We start from the raw sequence: 16,065 nt of genomic DNA, 5'->3' as shown, positions 1-16,065 counted from the left end.
GCTCCGGCGGTGGTGGTGGCGGAGGTGGGCATGGCGGCCAACGTGGGCAGGGCAGTTGGCTGAGCCTGTTTCGTCGCGCGAAACCTGTCGAAGGCGCCGCGACGACCCATGATGCTGCCGCGCAACCGACCGGCGTATTGGCGCTGTTTCAGGCCCTCAAGCAGCGCGATCTGACGCCCTTTATCGACAAGATCAACCGCGGGCTCGACGACGCCGCCAATCACGCGGAACGTCTCGGACTGAGCGACCGCCGCGCGCACGACGTGGGCGTGATCGGCGGCATCGGCGCCGTGATGATGGCCTTCAAACTGGTGAAGGTTTTGCCGGGCGTGCCGGTTTTGCAGGGAGCGAAATCGATCTTTTTTATCCCGCTCTATATGTTGGCTGCCGACCGGACGCATTCTCGTTGGGGAGGCACGATGGCCGGTGGTATCATGGGATTTATCGCCTTCCTGAACGGCGACAGTCGCTACGGCATCTTCGAAGTGCTGAAGCACGTCGTGCCCGGACTGGTCGTCGATCTGGCGTGGCCGTTGGTGCGGATGTTCCGGCTGCGTTTCTCGATCCTGCTGGCCGTGGGATTGCTTGCCGCCGTCGCTCGCACCGCAACGCAATTCGCGATGGTGTTCTGCCTGGGAGCCGACAATGTGACCTTGTTCCTGCTGCCGGCGGAACGCCTGATTCCCAACCTGATTGCCGGATTCCTCAGCGCCTTTGTGAGTTATCCCATTTTGAAGAATATGGGTAGCGCAGCGCTGATCGAAAGGCAGCAGGCGAAGGAAGACGAGCAAAGGAGCAACGAAGCTGAGGAGTTGAGGCGTAGTAACGAAGTAGAGGAGCAGGCGAGCCAAGTAGAAACCTAGCCACACCACAAATCATCGCACCCAAGAATCTCCTTTACTCATCTACTCCTTTCCTCCTCGCCCATGCAAGCCACTGATCCCCGCCGCCACATCGACAGCCCGCTGATGCGCGAATCGCTCGTGGGCCAACACATCGGCGAGCAAACTTCGACCGAACGCGAAATCCGCATCATTCCGGACATGAACGTGCTGTCGATCGGCGGATTGAGCATCCTCGATCGCGGCCGTGGCGCGGTGCTGCCATTGCTGGATGAAGTCGTCGCGTGCCGCGCGAAGCACAAGTTCGTAGTGGGCGTCGGCGGCGGCGCGCGGTTGCGACACACGTTCCACATCTGCATGGACCTGGGCTTGCCGACCGGCGGATTGGCGATGGTCGCCGGCGCGGTCGACGAACAGAACAGCCGCATGATCTGGTCGCTGCTGGCCGCCAACAAAGGCATGTCGGCCAATAAAGAAAACTTCAAGGAACTTCCGCTCTGGCTCAACGAGGGCATGATCCCGGTGATGTCGAGCATGCCTCCGTATCACTTCTGGGAACCGCCGGCCGGACGCCAAGGCATTCCCATGAACGGCAACGACCTGGGCATGTTCCTCTTCGCCGACGTGATGGGCGGGCGCTCGATGATCTTCCTGAAAGACGAGCGAGGACTTTACACCGCCGACCCGAAGAAGGATCCCAACGCGAAGTTCATTCCCCGCATCGGCGTCCGCGAATTGCTCGCCCGCAAGCTGCCGGAGCTGATCATCGAACAGTCCTGCCTGGAAGCCATGCTCAATGCCCGGCACATCCGTCAGGTGCAAATCATCAACGGCCTCGAACCCAAGCTTCTCGGCCGCGCGTTAGACGGCGAACACGTCGGTACCATTATCGATGCGGATGGTTGAGGAATAGTTCGAAGTTTTCAGTGTTCAGTTTTCAGTGAGGATTTTGATCTCGCGCAAAACGTTGAACACGACAACTGAAAACTGAACACTGGAAACTTCAAACTGCCCATGCTAGCACCCTCGCGAAAATCGATTCTCAACCCGCTGGCCGAAATCAGCCTCAACACGCCCAAAACATTGGAGGCGTTGTATCCGTCCGTCGAGCCGCTGCGCATCCTGCCGGACGTGAACGTGATCAAGATCGGCGGGCAGAGCTTTGTCGATCGCGGCCGCGAGGCGATTTTGCCGTTGCGCGCGGAGATCGGCGAAGTCTGTAAAAAACATCAGATCTTGATCGGCGCCGGCGGCGGCACGCGTGCGCGACATGCCTACAGCTTGGCGCTCGACCTGGATTTACCGACCGGCGTGTTGGCCGCGATCGGCAATTCGACTTCGGTGCAAAACGCCCGCATCCTGCAGATGGTGCTGGCGGAATTCGGCGGCATCCTGGTGATGCCGGATTCGTTCCAATCCCTGCCGATGTACTTTCGCATGGGCTGCATCCCCATCATGCCCGGCATGCCGCCGTACGAATACTGGGAGAAGCCGCCTGAGAAGGGACGCATCCCGCCCAATCGCACCGATTCCGGCGTTTACCTCACGGCCGAGTGTTTGGGCGCGAAGCGCTGCATCTTCGTCAAGGACGAAGACGGGCTTTACACGGACGACCCGAAGAAGAATGTTTCGGCGACGCAGATCCCGCGCATCTCCGTGCAAGAGTTGCTAGAGCGCAACCTCGCGGACCTCGTTGTCGAGCCGGTCGTGCTGCACAACATGCTCAACGCCGTGTACGTCAAGGAAATCCAGATCATCAACGGCCTGAAGCGCGGTCAATTGACGCGCGCTCTGGAAGGCGAACCGGTCGGCACCATCATCTACGTGGCGGAATAAGCCGATGAATTGCACTCGGCAATCCATTGCGCATTGGTTGGTGCTGTCGGCAATCGCAATGTGCGCGGGTTGCACACCGGCTGCGCCGCCGAGCGGCCCGCCAGCCGCGACGCCGTCGACCGCACCCGCTGAACCAAGCACGGTCACGGTGGCCGCGGCTTCTGATCTGAAGTTCGCCCTGGACGAAGTGATTGCGGAGTTCAAGGAAGAGCATCCTGAGACAGAGGTAGCCGTCACTTACGGCTCCTCCGGAAATTTCTTCGCGCAGCTATCGAATAAGGCACCCTTTGACATCTATTTCTCGGCCGACATCGAGTACCCGCGCAAGTTGATCGAGGCCGGGCACGCCGACAAAGCGACCGAGTTCCAGTATGCGATCGGTCAAATCGTCGTCTGGGCGCCAAAGAGCTCGCCGCTTGATATCGAAGGCCAAGGCGTTCAGGCGTTGCTCGATCCGAGCGTGAAGAAGATCGCCATCGCCAATCCAGAGCATGCCCCCTACGGCCGGGCGGCGGAAGCGGCGATGAAACAGCTCGGCGTGTACGATCAGGTTAAGGACAAGCTTGTCCTGGGCGAAAACATCTCGCAAACCGCGCAGTTCATCGAAACCGGCGCGGCCGACGTGGGCATCATTGCGCTCTCCTTGGCGCTCGCGCCCGCGATGAGCGAAAAAGGCAAGTACGCCAAGGTGCCGCTCGACGCCTACTCGACGATGGACCAGGGGGGCGTGATCTTGAATTGGGCGAAAGATCCGGCGGCCGCTATGGAGCTGCGCGAGTTCGTCATGGGTGAGCACGGTCGCGCGATTCTAAAACGCTACGGCTTCTTATTGCCCGGGGAGTGACCGCGTGGATGGGGCGGCGCTCTGGCTCACTTTGCGGCTTTCAATTGCCACGACGGCGATCCTCACGATTGTCGGCATTCCGTTGGCGTGGTGGTTGGCGAACACCCGCTGGCGTGGCCGCTTTTTGATTGAGGCCGTCGTCGCGTTACCGCTCGTATTGCCGCCCACGGTGCTGGGGTTTTATCTGCTGGTGGCTCTCGGCCCGCACAGCCCGGTTGGCAAGGGCTATGAGTCGCTCACCGGCAGCATGATTCCGTTCACGTTTCCGGGCCTCTTGATCGGGTCGCTCCTGTACAACCTGCCGTTCGCGGTCCGGCCTTTTACGGCGGCGTTTTCGAGCGTCGATCGTCGGATGATCGAGGCCGCTTGGTGTCTGGGCGAATCGCGGTTGGGCACGTTCTTTCGCGTCGCGCTGCCGTTGTGTTGGCCGGGCGTGCTGACCGGCATCGTGCTCACCTTCGCGCATGCGATTGGCGAATTCGGCGTGGTGCTAATGATCGGCGGCAATATTCCCGGCGTGACTCGCACGTTGTCGATCACCATCTACGACGACGTGCAGTCGCTCGACTACGCCTCGGCCGGACAGACTGCGCTCTTTCTGCTCGGTTTCGCCTTCGTCGTATTGTGCCTGGCCCAGTTGCTCTCGCGACGAGGCGCCTCGATATGAGCGAAGAACTGGTCGTTGATTTCGAAAAGCGATTCGCGGGCGGCACGACGATCCGCGCGAACTTGCGCCGCCCCGCGCGCGAGTTCAACATCACCGTGCTGTTCGGCCCGTCCGGCTGCGGCAAGACCACGATCTTGCGATCGCTCGCCGGATTGGAACGGCCCGAGGCCGGCGAGATCCGGTTCAATGGCGAGACCTGGTTCGACGCCAAACAGGACGTCTTCCGCACGCCGCAAGCGCGCGATATCGGTTTCCTGTTTCAGGACTACGCCCTCTTTCCGCATTTGACCGTCGCGCAAAACATTGGCTTTGGCCTGCGGTCGCTTGCGACAAAGGAACGCCGCGAGCGCGTCGACGAAATGCTCCGGCTGTTTGAAATCATGGGCCTGGAAGGTCGTTATCCGAATCAAATCTCGGGCGGGCAACAGCAGCGTGTGGCGCTGGCGCGCGTGATGGTCCGGCGGCCACGGCTGCTGTTGCTGGATGAACCGCTGTCGGCCCTCGACGCCTCGCTGCGCGAGAACCTGCGCTGGGAATTGCGCCGACTGCTGGGCGAGTTCCGTGTCCCCGTCGTCTTGGTGACGCATGACCGCGTCGAGGCGATCGCGCTCGCCGATCAAGTCGTCGTGATGGAACAAGGCGTGATCCGTCAGACTGGCACCGTGCAAGAAGTCTTTACGCGGCCCGCCGACCTCTCGGTCGCCAAGATCGTCGGCACGGAGACGGTAGAGCCTGGCCGTGTGGTCGGCAGGGAAGACGGTCTGGCCGTGGTGCAAGTCGGCGGCGTGGAGTTGCTCGCGCTCCTGCCGGAGCACATCAAGGAGGATGCTTATGTCTGCATCCGCGGCGAAGAAGTCGTGCTGCAGCGCCAAGTCGATGCCGTGACCAGCGTCCGCAATCGCCTGGTCGCCCGCGTGGTGTCGATTGTGCCCGAAGGCCCCATGGTCCGCGTGGGCCTCGATTGCGGCTTTCGCCTCACGTCACTTGTCACCCGCCCGGCCTGCGAAGAGTTGCGCCTGCAAATCGGCGAAGAGGTCGTGGCAATGCTCAAAGCCCCGGCGATACATTTGATCGCGCGCGGATAGTAGTTCTGTAGCCGAGTTCTGTGACCTCGGTCGGAGAGGACGTAGCATCGTCCAACGCACCGAGGTCACAGAACTCGGCTACAGAATGCGCGAGCGCCGACATCAATTGCCCTACGACAACGGCCCGTCGAGGCCGATTGCGAGCTTGCCGAGCGCTTCCGTCTCGATCTGCCGTACGCGTTCGCGCGTCAAGCCGAGCGATTCGCCGATTTCTTTCAACGTGCGCGGCTCGTTGTCATCGAGACCGAAGCGCATCCGCAGCACGGTCGCTTCGCGGCGGTCCATCGTTTCCAGCAACCTCATCACGTGCGAGAGGTCGTCGGTCTCGACCATTTCGTCTTCGGGCGTTCGCGTGCGATCGTCCATCACGATCTCGCCGAGCGACCAGCCGGCTTCCGCCTGATCGGTTTGCGGCGTGCTGTTGTAAATCCGGATCGCCTTCTTGATGATCGGCAGTTTCTTGCGCGGCAGGCCGAGCACGCGGGCGATTTCTTCCGGAGTCGGCGTGCGTCCCAGCTCTTCGGTCAATCGCGAACTGGCCCGACGCCACTTGGAGAGCAACTCCACCATGTAGGCCGGAATGCGAATCGTCTTGGCGGTGTTGATCAGCGCTCGCTTGATCGATTGCTTGATCCAGTAGCTGGCATAGGTGCTGAACCGCGTGCCGACGCCGGGATCAAAACCTTCCACGGCGCGCAAGAGACCGAGATTGCCTTCCTCGATCAGGTCTTGCAGCCCCAGGCCTTTGCCGGTGTACCCGCGGGCGATGTTCACGACCAGCCGCAAGTTCGCACGGACCATGCGGTCGCGTGCCTGCGTGTCGCCTTGGCCGATCCGCGTGGCGAGCTCCTGCTCGTCCTTGGCGGACAAGAGCGCGGTCTCGTTGATCTCGCGCAAGTAAGTTTCGAGCGGCGATTGCACCGCGGCGGTTGTTCGTCGACGAAGCTTTGCCATGTGTGCTCTGTGCCGTGCGCGGAAACAATCACCCCTGGGACAGACTGAACTATCGACCCGCCAGATGGGGATTCTCGACCTAAGCGTCGACAAGGCTTGGTGTGCGGAATGTATTCCGCGGACTCAAGATAGCGATCGAAACGGACGGTCCGGCGACGACCGTCGAACGCAGGGGCTGGCGTGGCCGTCGTAACAATCGTGCCGATTGTCCGGCCGGCAAAAGGCCGGGCTTGAGAGAGAAAACGGAGCAGCCACTGCCACGTCCAACGCGGCCGAGGTCACAGACCTCGGCTACAGGCGGTTTGCGTACAATCGCTTGTAGATTGATTCGCAGACATTGAGCAGTTCGCGCCAATGTGCTGGCACGTCTTCGTTTTTCGGCTCGTAGGGCCGGAAGCCGGTCGATTTTTCGACTTCGTGGTACCAGTGTTTCGCCCAGACGCCGTCGGTGGAGCGCGGACCGGCTGGCCAGGTTAACATGGCGTCGGTGAATGCCACGCCGAGATTACCGCAGAGTTTATTCAACATCGACTGTGGGTCCGCCAAGACATCACGGGCGTCAATCACTAACGGTGTTTCGTCGTTACGCGACTGAAGCCATTCGAAGAGCTGCCATTGTTGCGGGAGCCCTGTGTCTTCCAATTGCGCTTCCGGCGTCGTTTTGATCAGCGACGTGAGCATCTCTTGCGGCTCGCGGATCAGCAGCACGTTTTGCAATTGGCCGATCCAATCGAAATCCATGCCGGGCAACAGATGGTGCGCCATGTGCTTCTGGAAGAAGATCGAGCGCCCCTCGGGCACGTCGCCAGTCAACCAGTCGGTCACCTTGCGCCAATCGGTTTCGCCAGCGGCGATGACTTCGTCGATACCCGGATGCGGCTTCCGCGTGACCGACAAGTAGTGCGCGTAGAGCGGCTCGTCGCACACGAACGTATCCGGCCGATTTCCCCATGCCCGCATCATCGCCGTGGAAATATTCCGCGGCCCCGACCACATCGCAATCCGTCGAGCATCCCCTGCCATCGCATCATCTCGCGTCATTCGTCATTCGAGCTTCGAAATTCGTCATTCGCCCCTCATTCTTCCTGAAACGCACTCAACCGCTTATACCGCGCCTCGCACCACAACGGGATGTCGGACTTGTACCAACTGGAGAAGCGGCTTTCGCTGGGGCCGCCGGGGAGATTGGTCCAGGCGTCGTCGGCACCGAGGTCGGTGACCAGGTGATACGAAGGCGCGAACGTGGTTTCCCGCGTTGCTGAACGCAGCAGATGCCCTTGAAATGGCGTGGCGTGGCAGCCGGGCATCGGCAGTTCGCTCGTGTGGAAGCCAAAGGCGTGCCCCACGAAGTTGCCTTCGAAGAAACGATTGGTGAAACGAAACGCGTTCACCACCGCCCAGGGTTCGTCCGGTTCGTCGTCTTCGCGCGCAACGATCACGCGCTCGGCGGCGCGGCGGATCAGTTCGCCCTTGTCGCGACCTTCCCACCAGACGGAATGCTCTTCTTTGAGCAGCCGGTCCAGGCAAGTGACCACCATCATCGAGAAGCCGGCGCGCGAGCAGAGATACAGCATCCGCCGCCAGCCGATGCCGCCGGAGCCCGGGTCTTGCCCAAAGATCTCCAGCAACACGCTGCGGTAGAGTTGCGTGAACAACGTCGGTTCGACGCTTTCCGGTGAGTAATTGCAATCCCACGCGGCGAGCCGGTCCTTGAAGTCGCCGTCCGGAATGTGCGGCAGCAAGACCGGCAGCAGATCGCGCGCTTGCAAGCTGATCACGTCATACTGCAGCGACTGCATATCCTTGAGCGTGGCCTGCGGCAGTTGTTCGAGGCGTTCGCGAATCCGCCTTGAGCGGTAACTGGGGAGCGGATGGCTCGAAAACTTCGGCCCGCTCAGGACGTCCAGGTTTTCATTCGCCGCGGCGACGTATCCGCTGGGCGGGTCGTATTCTCGCGGCAAGTGCTCGGCCTCGATCCAGCCTTGCCAGTGATTGGCTTCGTCCCAGGCGGGAATCGGCAGCAAGCCGCTGTAGCCGTTGCCACGCTTGGGCACCCAGCCGTTGGCTTGCTTGCCGATGTGACCTTCGCGATCGGCAAAGACCCAGGCCAACGTTGGTTGTGGGCAACCGCGGGCGACTTCCATCGCGGCGAGCGTATTCTGGCAGCCGACCATTTGCAGCCAGGCCGCCATCGAGCGGCCGGTCCCCTCGCTGTGACCGGTCCAGGCTTCGAGCAAATGCAAACCGGGGCCAAGCGCTTCGGGGTCGGATTCCAGCGTGCCAATCGGGTTCTGGTAGACGCGAATCGGCACGCCGCCGACGCCCTTGCGCACCACCACTTCTTCGCGATACCTAAAGTTCTTCCACTCTGTGCCGCGGCGATATTGCCATCCGGTCGGGCCGAGGCGGCAATCTTCGATGAAATAGTCGCTCGTGTCGGCCTTCCAATAAGTGACGCCCCAGGCCAGCCGAGGAGTCCGCGCGATGGCGAACAATGGGCAGCCGGGCAACGTCGCCCCGAGCACGTATTGATCGCCCCAGCGCAATACGCATTCGTACCAGATCGCCGGGAGTCGATTCACTTCCAGATGCGGGTCGGCGGCCAGCAAGGCGTGCCCCGTGGCGCTCCGCTCCGGGCGCACTGCCCAGGCGTTGCTGCCGGCGAGGCGAGGCAAATCGGTGAGCAATTCCAGCGCGTCGTCCGAGAGGCGGCTGGCGATTTTGATTTTGGACAGCAGGTCGAAGTCGGCGTCGTCCAGCGTGGGACGGAAGGTCTCGCGGAGTTTGTCGCGCGGCACGCCGGCATGAATCAACTCCAGCAGCAACCGCTCGTTCTGCTGCTGCGTGACCACCAGGCCGCCGTAGGAGAGCAGATTGCCGATCAGCAAGACTGCCTGATGATCCCAAGGCTCTTTCTGGAACCCGGTCGCCAGCATCGGCAGCGAGCGCCCGATTTGCTTGAGACCGTCGTTGACCCCTTCGCAATACGCGCCGATATCGGCGAAGGTGTCGTCGTCGAGTTGCTCGACTTCGCGCTGCAGGTGGAGATGCAACCCGACGCGCCGGAAGAACCGGTCCGTTTCCAGCAGCTCCGGTTTATCGGCGATCCGCTCCGCCGCGCGGCCGCTGGCCACGGCCCGGGCGAACAGCATCTGCGTGGGGCGGTCCAAAGCGTGCAGATAGCCCAGCGAGTACAAAGCGCCGCGCCAACCATCGGTGGTCACGTGCGGCACGCCTTGCCGATCACGGCCGGCGAGCATGGGGCGGCGGGCGAACTTGATTTTCAAGGTCTTCATGGCGATCCCAGCGCATGCGCTCTCGGAAGTTCAGTCATTGCCGCTCATCGGCCTGAGCCAGCTACGTGACGTTCCAGTGTAACGTCCGCGCGGACGCCTGACGCGACAGCTTGCCACGGCGCGGTGGAAGGTCGCGCGTCGGCGCGCGACACTGCCTGGGAGCGGTCCGGCCATTTCCGCCGCGCCGCCGGCAGAGGCCGGCCGCGGCGCCAAAGAGCGCTGGCGCACTAGCCCTTGCGGTGGCGAATCTTCGATCGCATGCGACGTTTCTTGCGTCCCAACTTCCGTCGCCCGCGTCCTGACTTCTTAACACCCACGACGCACTCCGTCTTTGGCTCGATATGTGTAAATCCACCCCCTGCGCCCCCTTTGGACGCCAGCTCAGCGGAACCCGAGAGTATAGCTGCAAGCAGGGCGCGGTCGCAAGACTGGGGCGCGAAAGGGATTCGGCGTCGATTCGGCTGGATGGATACGAGCGTTGCGCCGCTAAGCCCAGGGAAGGCCGCCGAAGTCGTCGGCGATAGGAAAGACTTTTAGGGCCTTCCCTGGGCTTGGATGGGGCGCCGCCAGCGCAAGAAACGCCGCGGCGGAGCGAAACAAATTGCGGCCCAAAGTGGTATCTCCCATTGGGGACTTATGCCGGTTGCGCTCGACCGCGGTTGGCACGCTAACTATCATGCATGGTTCCGGTTACCGCTAAATCGGGCGGACATGCGGCTCACGATTCGGCACAGAGGCGGGACTCCATGAAGCGTTGGGTGATCGCGGCAATTGCGTTGGTGGTCGTCGGAGCCGTGGGCGCCGTCTCGCTGCCGCGGATGCAGGCCTACTGGAAAACGAAGTACGGCGTGAAGTTCCGTGAAGAAACCGTCTCGCGCGGCGATATCACCCAGGTGGTGAATTCGACGGGCGCTATCCAGCCGGTTCTGAAGGTGACCATTGGCACGTTCGTCTCCGGGCCGATCATCCAGTTGAACGTCGATTTCAACTCGAAGGTGAAAAAGGGAGACATCATGGCGCTGATCGATCCGCGGCTTTATGAGGCCGCGTACGACAGCGATAAAGCCCGGCTGGCCACGGCCGACGCCGACGTCGTGAGGGTGACCGCGCTGTTGCAACAGGCGATCAATGACGAGAAGCGATCCAAGCTCCTCAGGGCGGAAAATCGCGATTTCATTTCGGACTCTGAAATGGATCAATTCAAGTTCGCCAGAAGCACGCTGGCGGCCCAACTGGAAGCCGCCAAGGCGGCCGTCATCCAAGCCAAAGCGAACTTGAAGAACTCGGAAACGAATCTCAAATACACCGAAATCGTTGCGCCCGTCGACGGAGTTGTCATCGACAAGAAGATCGACTCCGGCCAGACGCTGGCGGCGCAGTTCCAGACGCCTGAGTTGTTCATTGTCGCGCCGGACATGGAAAAGAAGATGCTCGTCACGGCCTCCGTCGACGAGGCCGACATGGGGCTCATCAAAGACGCGCAACTACGCGGCGAACCGGTCACGTTCACTGTCTACGCGTATCCTACGGAGCTCTTCCACGGGACGATTTCACAAGTTCGGTTGAACTCCACCACAACGCAAAACGTGGTGACGTATCCCGTCGTGGTCGAGGCGCCGAATCCTGAATTGAAACTCCTTCCGGGCATGACGGCGAACATCTCGTTCCGGATCGAGAAGCGCGAGAAGATCCAGCGGATCCCGAATGCCGCCTTGCGGTTCTACCCGAAGCTCGAACAAGTGCGGCCGGATGACAAAAAGATTCTCGAAGGAACCGCCACCTGCCGGCCGACCAGCGGCAGGGGGAATGAAAACGGCCCCAGCGAATCCCAGCGTTCGGCCGACGAGCGCGCCAAGGCCGGGCGCGAACGCAACCGCCGCCATGTCTGGGTCGTGGAAGGCGAACTACTCCGAGCGATCGAAGTCACCGTCGGCATCGCCGACAACGAATTCACGGAACTGCTCACCGGCGAAATCAAAGACGGCCAGGCTCTCGTCACCGGCGAAAAACCGCCCGGCCCGTAAGCAACTCCTAACTACTTCACCTTCTCCACCTACTAACTACTCCACCTACTTCCTTCCCCATGAACCTCTTCCTCACTCTCCGCATCGCCGCGAAAGCGCTCCGCAAGAATAAGTTGCGGGCCGGGCTCACGGTGCTGGGCGTGGTGATTGGGATCGCCGCCGTGACGACGATGGTGTCGATCGGCCAGAGCGCCGGGCAGTTGGTGCAGGATCAAATCCAGGGCCTGGGGACGAATGTCTTCGTCGTCTTTCCTAGCGCGGGGCGGCAAGGCGGCGCAAGGCAAGGACTCGTCGTCACGCTTACTGCAGATGACGTCTTGGCAATGGAGCGCGAGTGTCCGGCCGTGATGGCGGCCTCGCCGATCGTCGGCGCCCAGGGGCAGATCATTTACGGAAACTCCAATTGGTCGCCTAATGAGATGGTGGGTGTTGGGGTCAACTACCTCACGGTCCGCAACTGGTCGTTGGCGCGCGGCGGATTCTTCACCGAGAACGACATCACGTCGGCCAACAAAGTCTGCGTCATCGGTCACACCGTCGTGGCGAAATTGTTCCAGACGACCAATCCGATCGGCGAGACGGTGCGGATCAAAAACATCCCCTTCACCGTGATCGGCATCTTGGAGTCGAAGGGCGCCAACATGGTCGGTGAGGATCAGGACAACATTGTAATCTGCCCCTATTCGACGGTGCGGATGCGGCTGCAAGGGTCGAGTTTCCGCAACATCGACGCGGTGATGGCGCCCGCCCGGTCTCCGGCGCTGATTGACGTCGCGGCGCAAGAGACGTACAGCCTGTTAATGGAGCGCCATCGGATTCCGCCCGGCGAGGCGGCCGATTTCGAGGTCGGCACCGCGGCCGAAATTGCCAACATCATGGGCATCATCACCGGTGTCATGACGATGCTGCTCGCGGCGATCGCCGGCATCTCGCTGCTCGTCGGCGGCGTGGGCATCATGAACATCATGCTGGTTTCCGTCACGGAACGCACCCGTGAGATTGGCATTCGCCTGGCCGTGGGGGCGCGCTCGCGCGACATCTTGCGCCAATTCCTGATCGAAGCGATGCTCCTCTCCAGCGTCGGCGGCATTGTGGGGATTTTGCTCGGCATCTCCGCATCGGTCGGCATCATGACGGTGATCAATTCAATTACCGTCGGCTCGAAGTGGCCGATTGTCGTCTCGCTGCCGGCGGCAGTCGTGGCGCTCGTATTCAGCGCCGCCGTCGGCATGTTCTTCGGCTATTATCCCGCGCGCCGCGCGAGCCGGATGGATCCGATTGATGCGCTACGCTACGAGTAAACCCACATAGTCTCCTTTCGCTCCGCGAAAGGCTCCGGACCTTTCGCGGAGCGAAAGGAGACTATGTCGTATCGCCTTGCCGCAATCGCTCTGTTAAGCGCCCGGAGATCAGGTCCGCCTCGAATTCCGCTAGCGACGCGTAGAGCACATCGCTCAAGAACTTCACCGCCCAGTTGTGGGCCAGCGGGCTAATGGCCACGACCTTGCGGCCGGCGCGGTGCGCTTCCCAGATTTCGATCGCCGTGCCCATCGAGGCTTCCGGAATGAAGGCGACGACGACGTCGCATTCGCCGCACATTTGATTGTGCCGCAGAAAGACCTGGCGGCCGACGCCGTCGTCGTAATTCAGGGACTCTCCGTGATCGGCCAAGGGGTCGTAAACCTCGGCTTCCGGCAAATGTGCGATCAGCAGATTTCGCAATCGTGCGCGGTAGTCCTGGTCGTGCAGCGCGGCTTCACGCAGCGAGCCTTGCATGATGCCGGCCAGAAAAATTCGCATGGTTTTCACTTGATGAGGTGTGCGACTTTACGTGCAGCATTACGTCAGCTAGCTACTTTGGCGGCACGGGCGCACTCGCTTGGCAACGGCTGCCCTGCGATTGTGCAGTTTCAGGCTGGATTTTGGCAAGGCGTGCATTTTCGGCGGCCTACGGTAGGCGGATTCCCGACCGGATGGGGGTTCAACACGTTGGCACGCGAGTTGCGAAGTGTTTCTTCGGAACGATGAGGCAATTATCGCACAGGGCCGTAGCAAACGCACGCAGTCGCGGCTGGAGCCTCGCACTGGACGACGCTCCCCACACCTCATCAAAAGCGCATCGAAGCGCGCCCCGAACGCTAACGCCACGGCGGTATGATGCCGTGCGCGACGTAGCGCTAAACACAAATTCGCGTTCGCTGTGGACATTCCCGACGAATGTCAGCAATGACGATTTTTTGCGTCGCTCACGGAAGGCGACGGCATGCGCGGACAGATTTGTCCGCGCTATGCGTCAAGCAATGGACTTCAACCGAGGAGGAGAGGCAAGGGCCATGAAACAGGGCTTTTTGATTGATATGGACGGCGTGTTATATCGCGGTCCGCAGTTGATTCCCGGCGCCGATCGGTTTCTCGCACAACTGCGAACGCGCCGCATTCCGTTTCGATTGCTCACCAACAACAGCCAGCGTACGCGGCGCGACGTCGTCGCCAAGTTGGCGCGGATGGGCATTCACGTCGACGAGGAGAACGTCTACACCAGCGCGATGGCGACGGCGCGTTTCCTCGCGCAACAAAAACCTGACGGCACCGCGTTTGTGATCGGCGAAGGCGGTCTATTGACCGCGCTGCATCAAAACGGCTACGCCGTGGTGGATCATGAACCGGATTACGTCGTGGTTGGCGAAGGACGGACGTTCAACCTGGAACAAGTCGAAGCGGCCGTGCGGATGATTCTGGGCGGCGCGAAGTTGATCGCTACGAACCTCGATCCGAACTGCCCGACGCAACACGGCCTGCGGCCCGGCTGCGGCGCCATGGTGGCGATGCTCGAAGTGGCGACCGGCGTGAAGGCCTTCAGCGTCGGCAAACCCAGCCCCGTGATGATGCGAGCCGCTCGCAAGGAAATGGGCCTGGCGACCGACGAAACGACCATGATTGGCGACACGATGGAAACGGACATTCTGGGCGCGGTGCAACTCGGCTTCCACAGCGTGCTGGTGCTGAGCGGCGGCACGCACCAGGAAGACTTGCAGAACTATGCCTACCGCCCGGAAATCATCGTCGATTCCCTGGCGGAATTCAGCGAACTCCTCGACCGCAACGACTGGCGCCCCGTCTGGTCACGGGCAAAACTGGCGATGGCCATGGCGGAGTGACGTCTCAATCCTTTTGAACCGCAGAGACGCGGAGGCGCAGAGGATTTAACCGCGAAACACGCGAAATTACGCGAAAGGAAATACTTCAAATCGATGCTATTTCGAAGTTCCACTTTTCGCGTGATTTGACGTGTTTCGCGGTTAGATTCCTCGCTCCCTCCGCGTCTCAGCGATTCCGCGGTTCATTGGAATAGCGTCCGCTGTGCGGGCAGAAGGTCTTCCAAGCGGGCGGAGTCGAACTGCGTCGTGTGGTCCCAGCGGGCACTATCATTGGTGACGACTTGACCTTGATCGTCGACTGGCGCGAATGATGCGCCGAAGATCGAGGCGCCGGTGAAGTTTGCGCCCTGGAGCTCGGCGCGGGAGAAATCGGCGCCTTCTAGATCGGCGCCGAGGAAGCTTGTGCTGCGGAGATTCACGTCCGCGAGGCGGGCGTTGCTGAGATTGGCGCCGGCGAAGTTCGCGCCCGAGAGGTCGCAACCGCGAAAGTCGCTATCGCGCAAGAGTGCGTTCACCGCCTGGAGGCCAGCGAGGTTATGCCCGCGAGCGTCGATGCCGCGGAGATCCAGGCCGGAGAAATCGCGCGCCGCGAGCAAGTTCGCCGTTTCACGCCGATCGAGCGACGGCGCGAGGTAGCGTTGCTCGCGCCAGGGATCGGCCGCGTTGTGATAGCCGGCCGTGGCCTCCCAATAGCCTAGCCGGTCCGAGTCGAGCAACTCGATCCGCTCCAGCCATTTGACGCTTTTATAAAAGTAGCGGCCGGGAACCACCGAGCGCAGCGGTCCGCCGTGGACGCTTTCCAGCGGCTTGGCTTGAGCTTCCCAAGCGATCAGCGTGTTCAACTCCAAGGCGTCGGCCAGTGGCAATGACGTGCTGTGTCGCCGGTCGCTCCGCGCGACGAAGGAAACGAACCCTGCGGAGGAAACCACGCCGGCGCTTTTCAGCAAGTCAGCCAACGTCACGCCGACAAATGGCATCGCCAAGATCGACCAACGCGTCACGCAGTGGATGTCGACTTCCAGCCGCGTCCGCGGCAATGCCAGAAGCTGATCCCACGACCATTGATGACGGCGTCCGCTGACCTCCACGAGCGTCAGCGTCCAGGCCTCGGGGCCCTGGCCGGGCGCGCGTTCACCGACGAAGGGCCATTTGTGGGCCGCGGCGAGTTGCTGGCCGGGAGGAAGCGGGAATTGCGTCACGGAGATTTGTCGCCGATCAAAAAAAGCATGGGAGGCGGATCACGTCGCCGATCGAGCCATTGGCCCATCGGCGACGGACTCGCCTCCCATCTATTTAACGCGACGCGATCCCGGCAAGCTACGTACACCCGCATAAAGTTTGATGCGGGGCGCCAGTGGC

14 protein-coding genes are annotated in these 16,065 nt (G+C 61.5%); 9 read left to right on the top strand and 5 right to left on the bottom strand.

Going from position 1 to position 16,065, the window contains the following annotated elements:
* The 6 genes from SGJ19_16155 to SGJ19_16130 form a co-directional block, all read left to right on the top strand.
* Positions 1-863 (top strand): hypothetical protein (locus SGJ19_16155; GenBank protein ID MDZ4781787.1); only part of this gene is annotated, 863 nt, incomplete at its 5' end.
* 63 nt (positions 864-926) lie between these two features.
* Positions 927-1,748 carry a uridine kinase gene (locus SGJ19_16150; GenBank protein ID MDZ4781786.1) on the top strand — a complete coding sequence of 274 codons (822 nt, stop codon included), beginning with the start codon at positions 927-929 and terminating at the stop codon, positions 1,746-1,748.
* Between the two features lie 108 nt (positions 1,749-1,856).
* Positions 1,857-2,678, top strand: coding sequence for a uridine kinase (locus tag SGJ19_16145; GenBank protein MDZ4781785.1), 822 nt, complete (start codon positions 1,857-1,859; stop codon positions 2,676-2,678).
* 4 nt (positions 2,679-2,682) lie between these two features.
* Entirely contained in the window at positions 2,683-3,522 is an 840-nt protein-coding gene (gene modA / locus SGJ19_16140) for a molybdate ABC transporter substrate-binding protein (protein MDZ4781784.1), read from the top strand.
* A gap of 4 nt (positions 3,523-3,526) precedes the next feature.
* Positions 3,527-4,189, top strand: a complete 663-nt coding sequence (modB, locus tag SGJ19_16135; GenBank protein MDZ4781783.1) for a molybdate ABC transporter permease subunit — start codon at positions 3,527-3,529, stop codon at positions 4,187-4,189.
* Positions 4,186-5,274 carry an ABC transporter ATP-binding protein gene (locus tag SGJ19_16130; GenBank protein ID MDZ4781782.1) on the top strand — a complete coding sequence of 363 codons (1,089 nt, stop codon included), beginning with the start codon at positions 4,186-4,188 and terminating at the stop codon, positions 5,272-5,274. The genes modB and SGJ19_16130 overlap by 4 nt, the downstream gene beginning before the upstream one ends.
* Positions 5,275-5,385: 111 nt before the next feature.
* Here SGJ19_16130 and SGJ19_16125 read toward each other — a convergent pair whose 3' ends face one another.
* The 3 genes from SGJ19_16125 to SGJ19_16115 form a co-directional block, all read right to left on the bottom strand.
* The gene (locus tag SGJ19_16125) at positions 5,386-6,228 is read right to left on the bottom strand and encodes an RNA polymerase sigma factor RpoD/SigA (GenBank protein ID MDZ4781781.1); all 843 of its coding nucleotides are present in this window, start codon (positions 6,226-6,228) and stop codon (positions 5,386-5,388) included.
* 291 nt (positions 6,229-6,519) lie between these two features.
* Positions 6,520-7,269: an HAD family hydrolase gene (locus SGJ19_16120; protein MDZ4781780.1), complete on the bottom strand. Its 750-nt coding sequence runs from the start codon at positions 7,267-7,269 to the stop codon at positions 6,520-6,522.
* A gap of 35 nt (positions 7,270-7,304) precedes the next feature.
* Complete coding sequence (locus SGJ19_16115) at positions 7,305-9,524, bottom strand: penicillin acylase family protein (GenBank protein MDZ4781779.1); 2,220 nt, start codon at positions 9,522-9,524, stop codon at positions 7,305-7,307.
* 746 nt (positions 9,525-10,270) lie between these two features.
* Here SGJ19_16115 and SGJ19_16110 point away from each other — a divergent pair.
* Positions 10,271-11,548, top strand: coding sequence for an efflux RND transporter periplasmic adaptor subunit (locus SGJ19_16110; GenBank protein MDZ4781778.1), 1,278 nt, complete (start codon positions 10,271-10,273; stop codon positions 11,546-11,548).
* 59 nt (positions 11,549-11,607) lie between these two features.
* Positions 11,608-12,849, top strand: a complete 1,242-nt coding sequence (locus SGJ19_16105) for an ABC transporter permease (GenBank protein ID MDZ4781777.1) — start codon at positions 11,608-11,610, stop codon at positions 12,847-12,849.
* A 61-nt stretch (positions 12,850-12,910) separates the two neighbouring features.
* Here the strand turns inward: SGJ19_16105 and SGJ19_16100 are convergent, their stop codons facing one another.
* Positions 12,911-13,348, bottom strand: coding sequence for a hypothetical protein (locus tag SGJ19_16100; protein MDZ4781776.1), 438 nt, complete (start codon positions 13,346-13,348; stop codon positions 12,911-12,913).
* Positions 13,349-13,881: 533 nt separating this feature from the next.
* Between SGJ19_16100 and SGJ19_16095 the strand changes: the two genes are divergently transcribed.
* Positions 13,882-14,706 (top strand): HAD-IIA family hydrolase, encoded by an 825-nt coding sequence (locus tag SGJ19_16095; protein MDZ4781775.1) that lies wholly within the window; start codon positions 13,882-13,884, stop codon positions 14,704-14,706.
* A gap of 182 nt (positions 14,707-14,888) precedes the next feature.
* Here SGJ19_16095 and SGJ19_16090 read toward each other — a convergent pair whose 3' ends face one another.
* Positions 14,889-15,905, bottom strand: a complete 1,017-nt coding sequence (locus SGJ19_16090; protein ID MDZ4781774.1) for a molybdopterin-dependent oxidoreductase — start codon at positions 15,903-15,905, stop codon at positions 14,889-14,891.
* Between the last annotated feature and the right edge of the window lie 160 nt (positions 15,906-16,065).

This window comes from Planctomycetia bacterium, from assembly GCA_034440135.1.
Lineage (GTDB): Bacteria > Planctomycetota > Planctomycetia > Pirellulales > JALHLM01 > JALHLM01.
Note: the sequence above shows the minus strand (reverse complement) of the source record. Positions and strands in the feature narration are given on the sequence as shown.

Coding starts and splice junctions, on each gene's coding strand:
- SGJ19_16125 (MDZ4781781.1), bottom strand. CDS start 6,228: ATGGCAAAGCTTCGTCGACGAACAACCGCCGCGGTGCAATCGCCGCTC.
- SGJ19_16115 (MDZ4781779.1), bottom strand. CDS start 9,524: ATGAAGACCTTGAAAATCAAGTTCGCCCGCCGCCCCATGCTCGCCGGC.
- SGJ19_16150 (MDZ4781786.1), top strand. CDS start 927: ATGCAAGCCACTGATCCCCGCCGCCACATCGACAGCCCGCTGATGCGC.
- SGJ19_16105 (MDZ4781777.1), top strand. CDS start 11,608: ATGAACCTCTTCCTCACTCTCCGCATCGCCGCGAAAGCGCTCCGCAAG.
- SGJ19_16120 (MDZ4781780.1), bottom strand. CDS start 7,269: ATGACGCGAGATGATGCGATGGCAGGGGATGCTCGACGGATTGCGATG.
- SGJ19_16145 (MDZ4781785.1), top strand. CDS start 1,857: ATGCTAGCACCCTCGCGAAAATCGATTCTCAACCCGCTGGCCGAAATC.
- modA (MDZ4781784.1), top strand. CDS start 2,683: ATGAATTGCACTCGGCAATCCATTGCGCATTGGTTGGTGCTGTCGGCA.
- SGJ19_16100 (MDZ4781776.1), bottom strand. CDS start 13,348: ATGCGAATTTTTCTGGCCGGCATCATGCAAGGCTCGCTGCGTGAAGCC.
- SGJ19_16110 (MDZ4781778.1), top strand. CDS start 10,271: ATGAAGCGTTGGGTGATCGCGGCAATTGCGTTGGTGGTCGTCGGAGCC.
- SGJ19_16095 (MDZ4781775.1), top strand. CDS start 13,882: ATGAAACAGGGCTTTTTGATTGATATGGACGGCGTGTTATATCGCGGT.
- SGJ19_16130 (MDZ4781782.1), top strand. CDS start 4,186: ATGAGCGAAGAACTGGTCGTTGATTTCGAAAAGCGATTCGCGGGCGGC.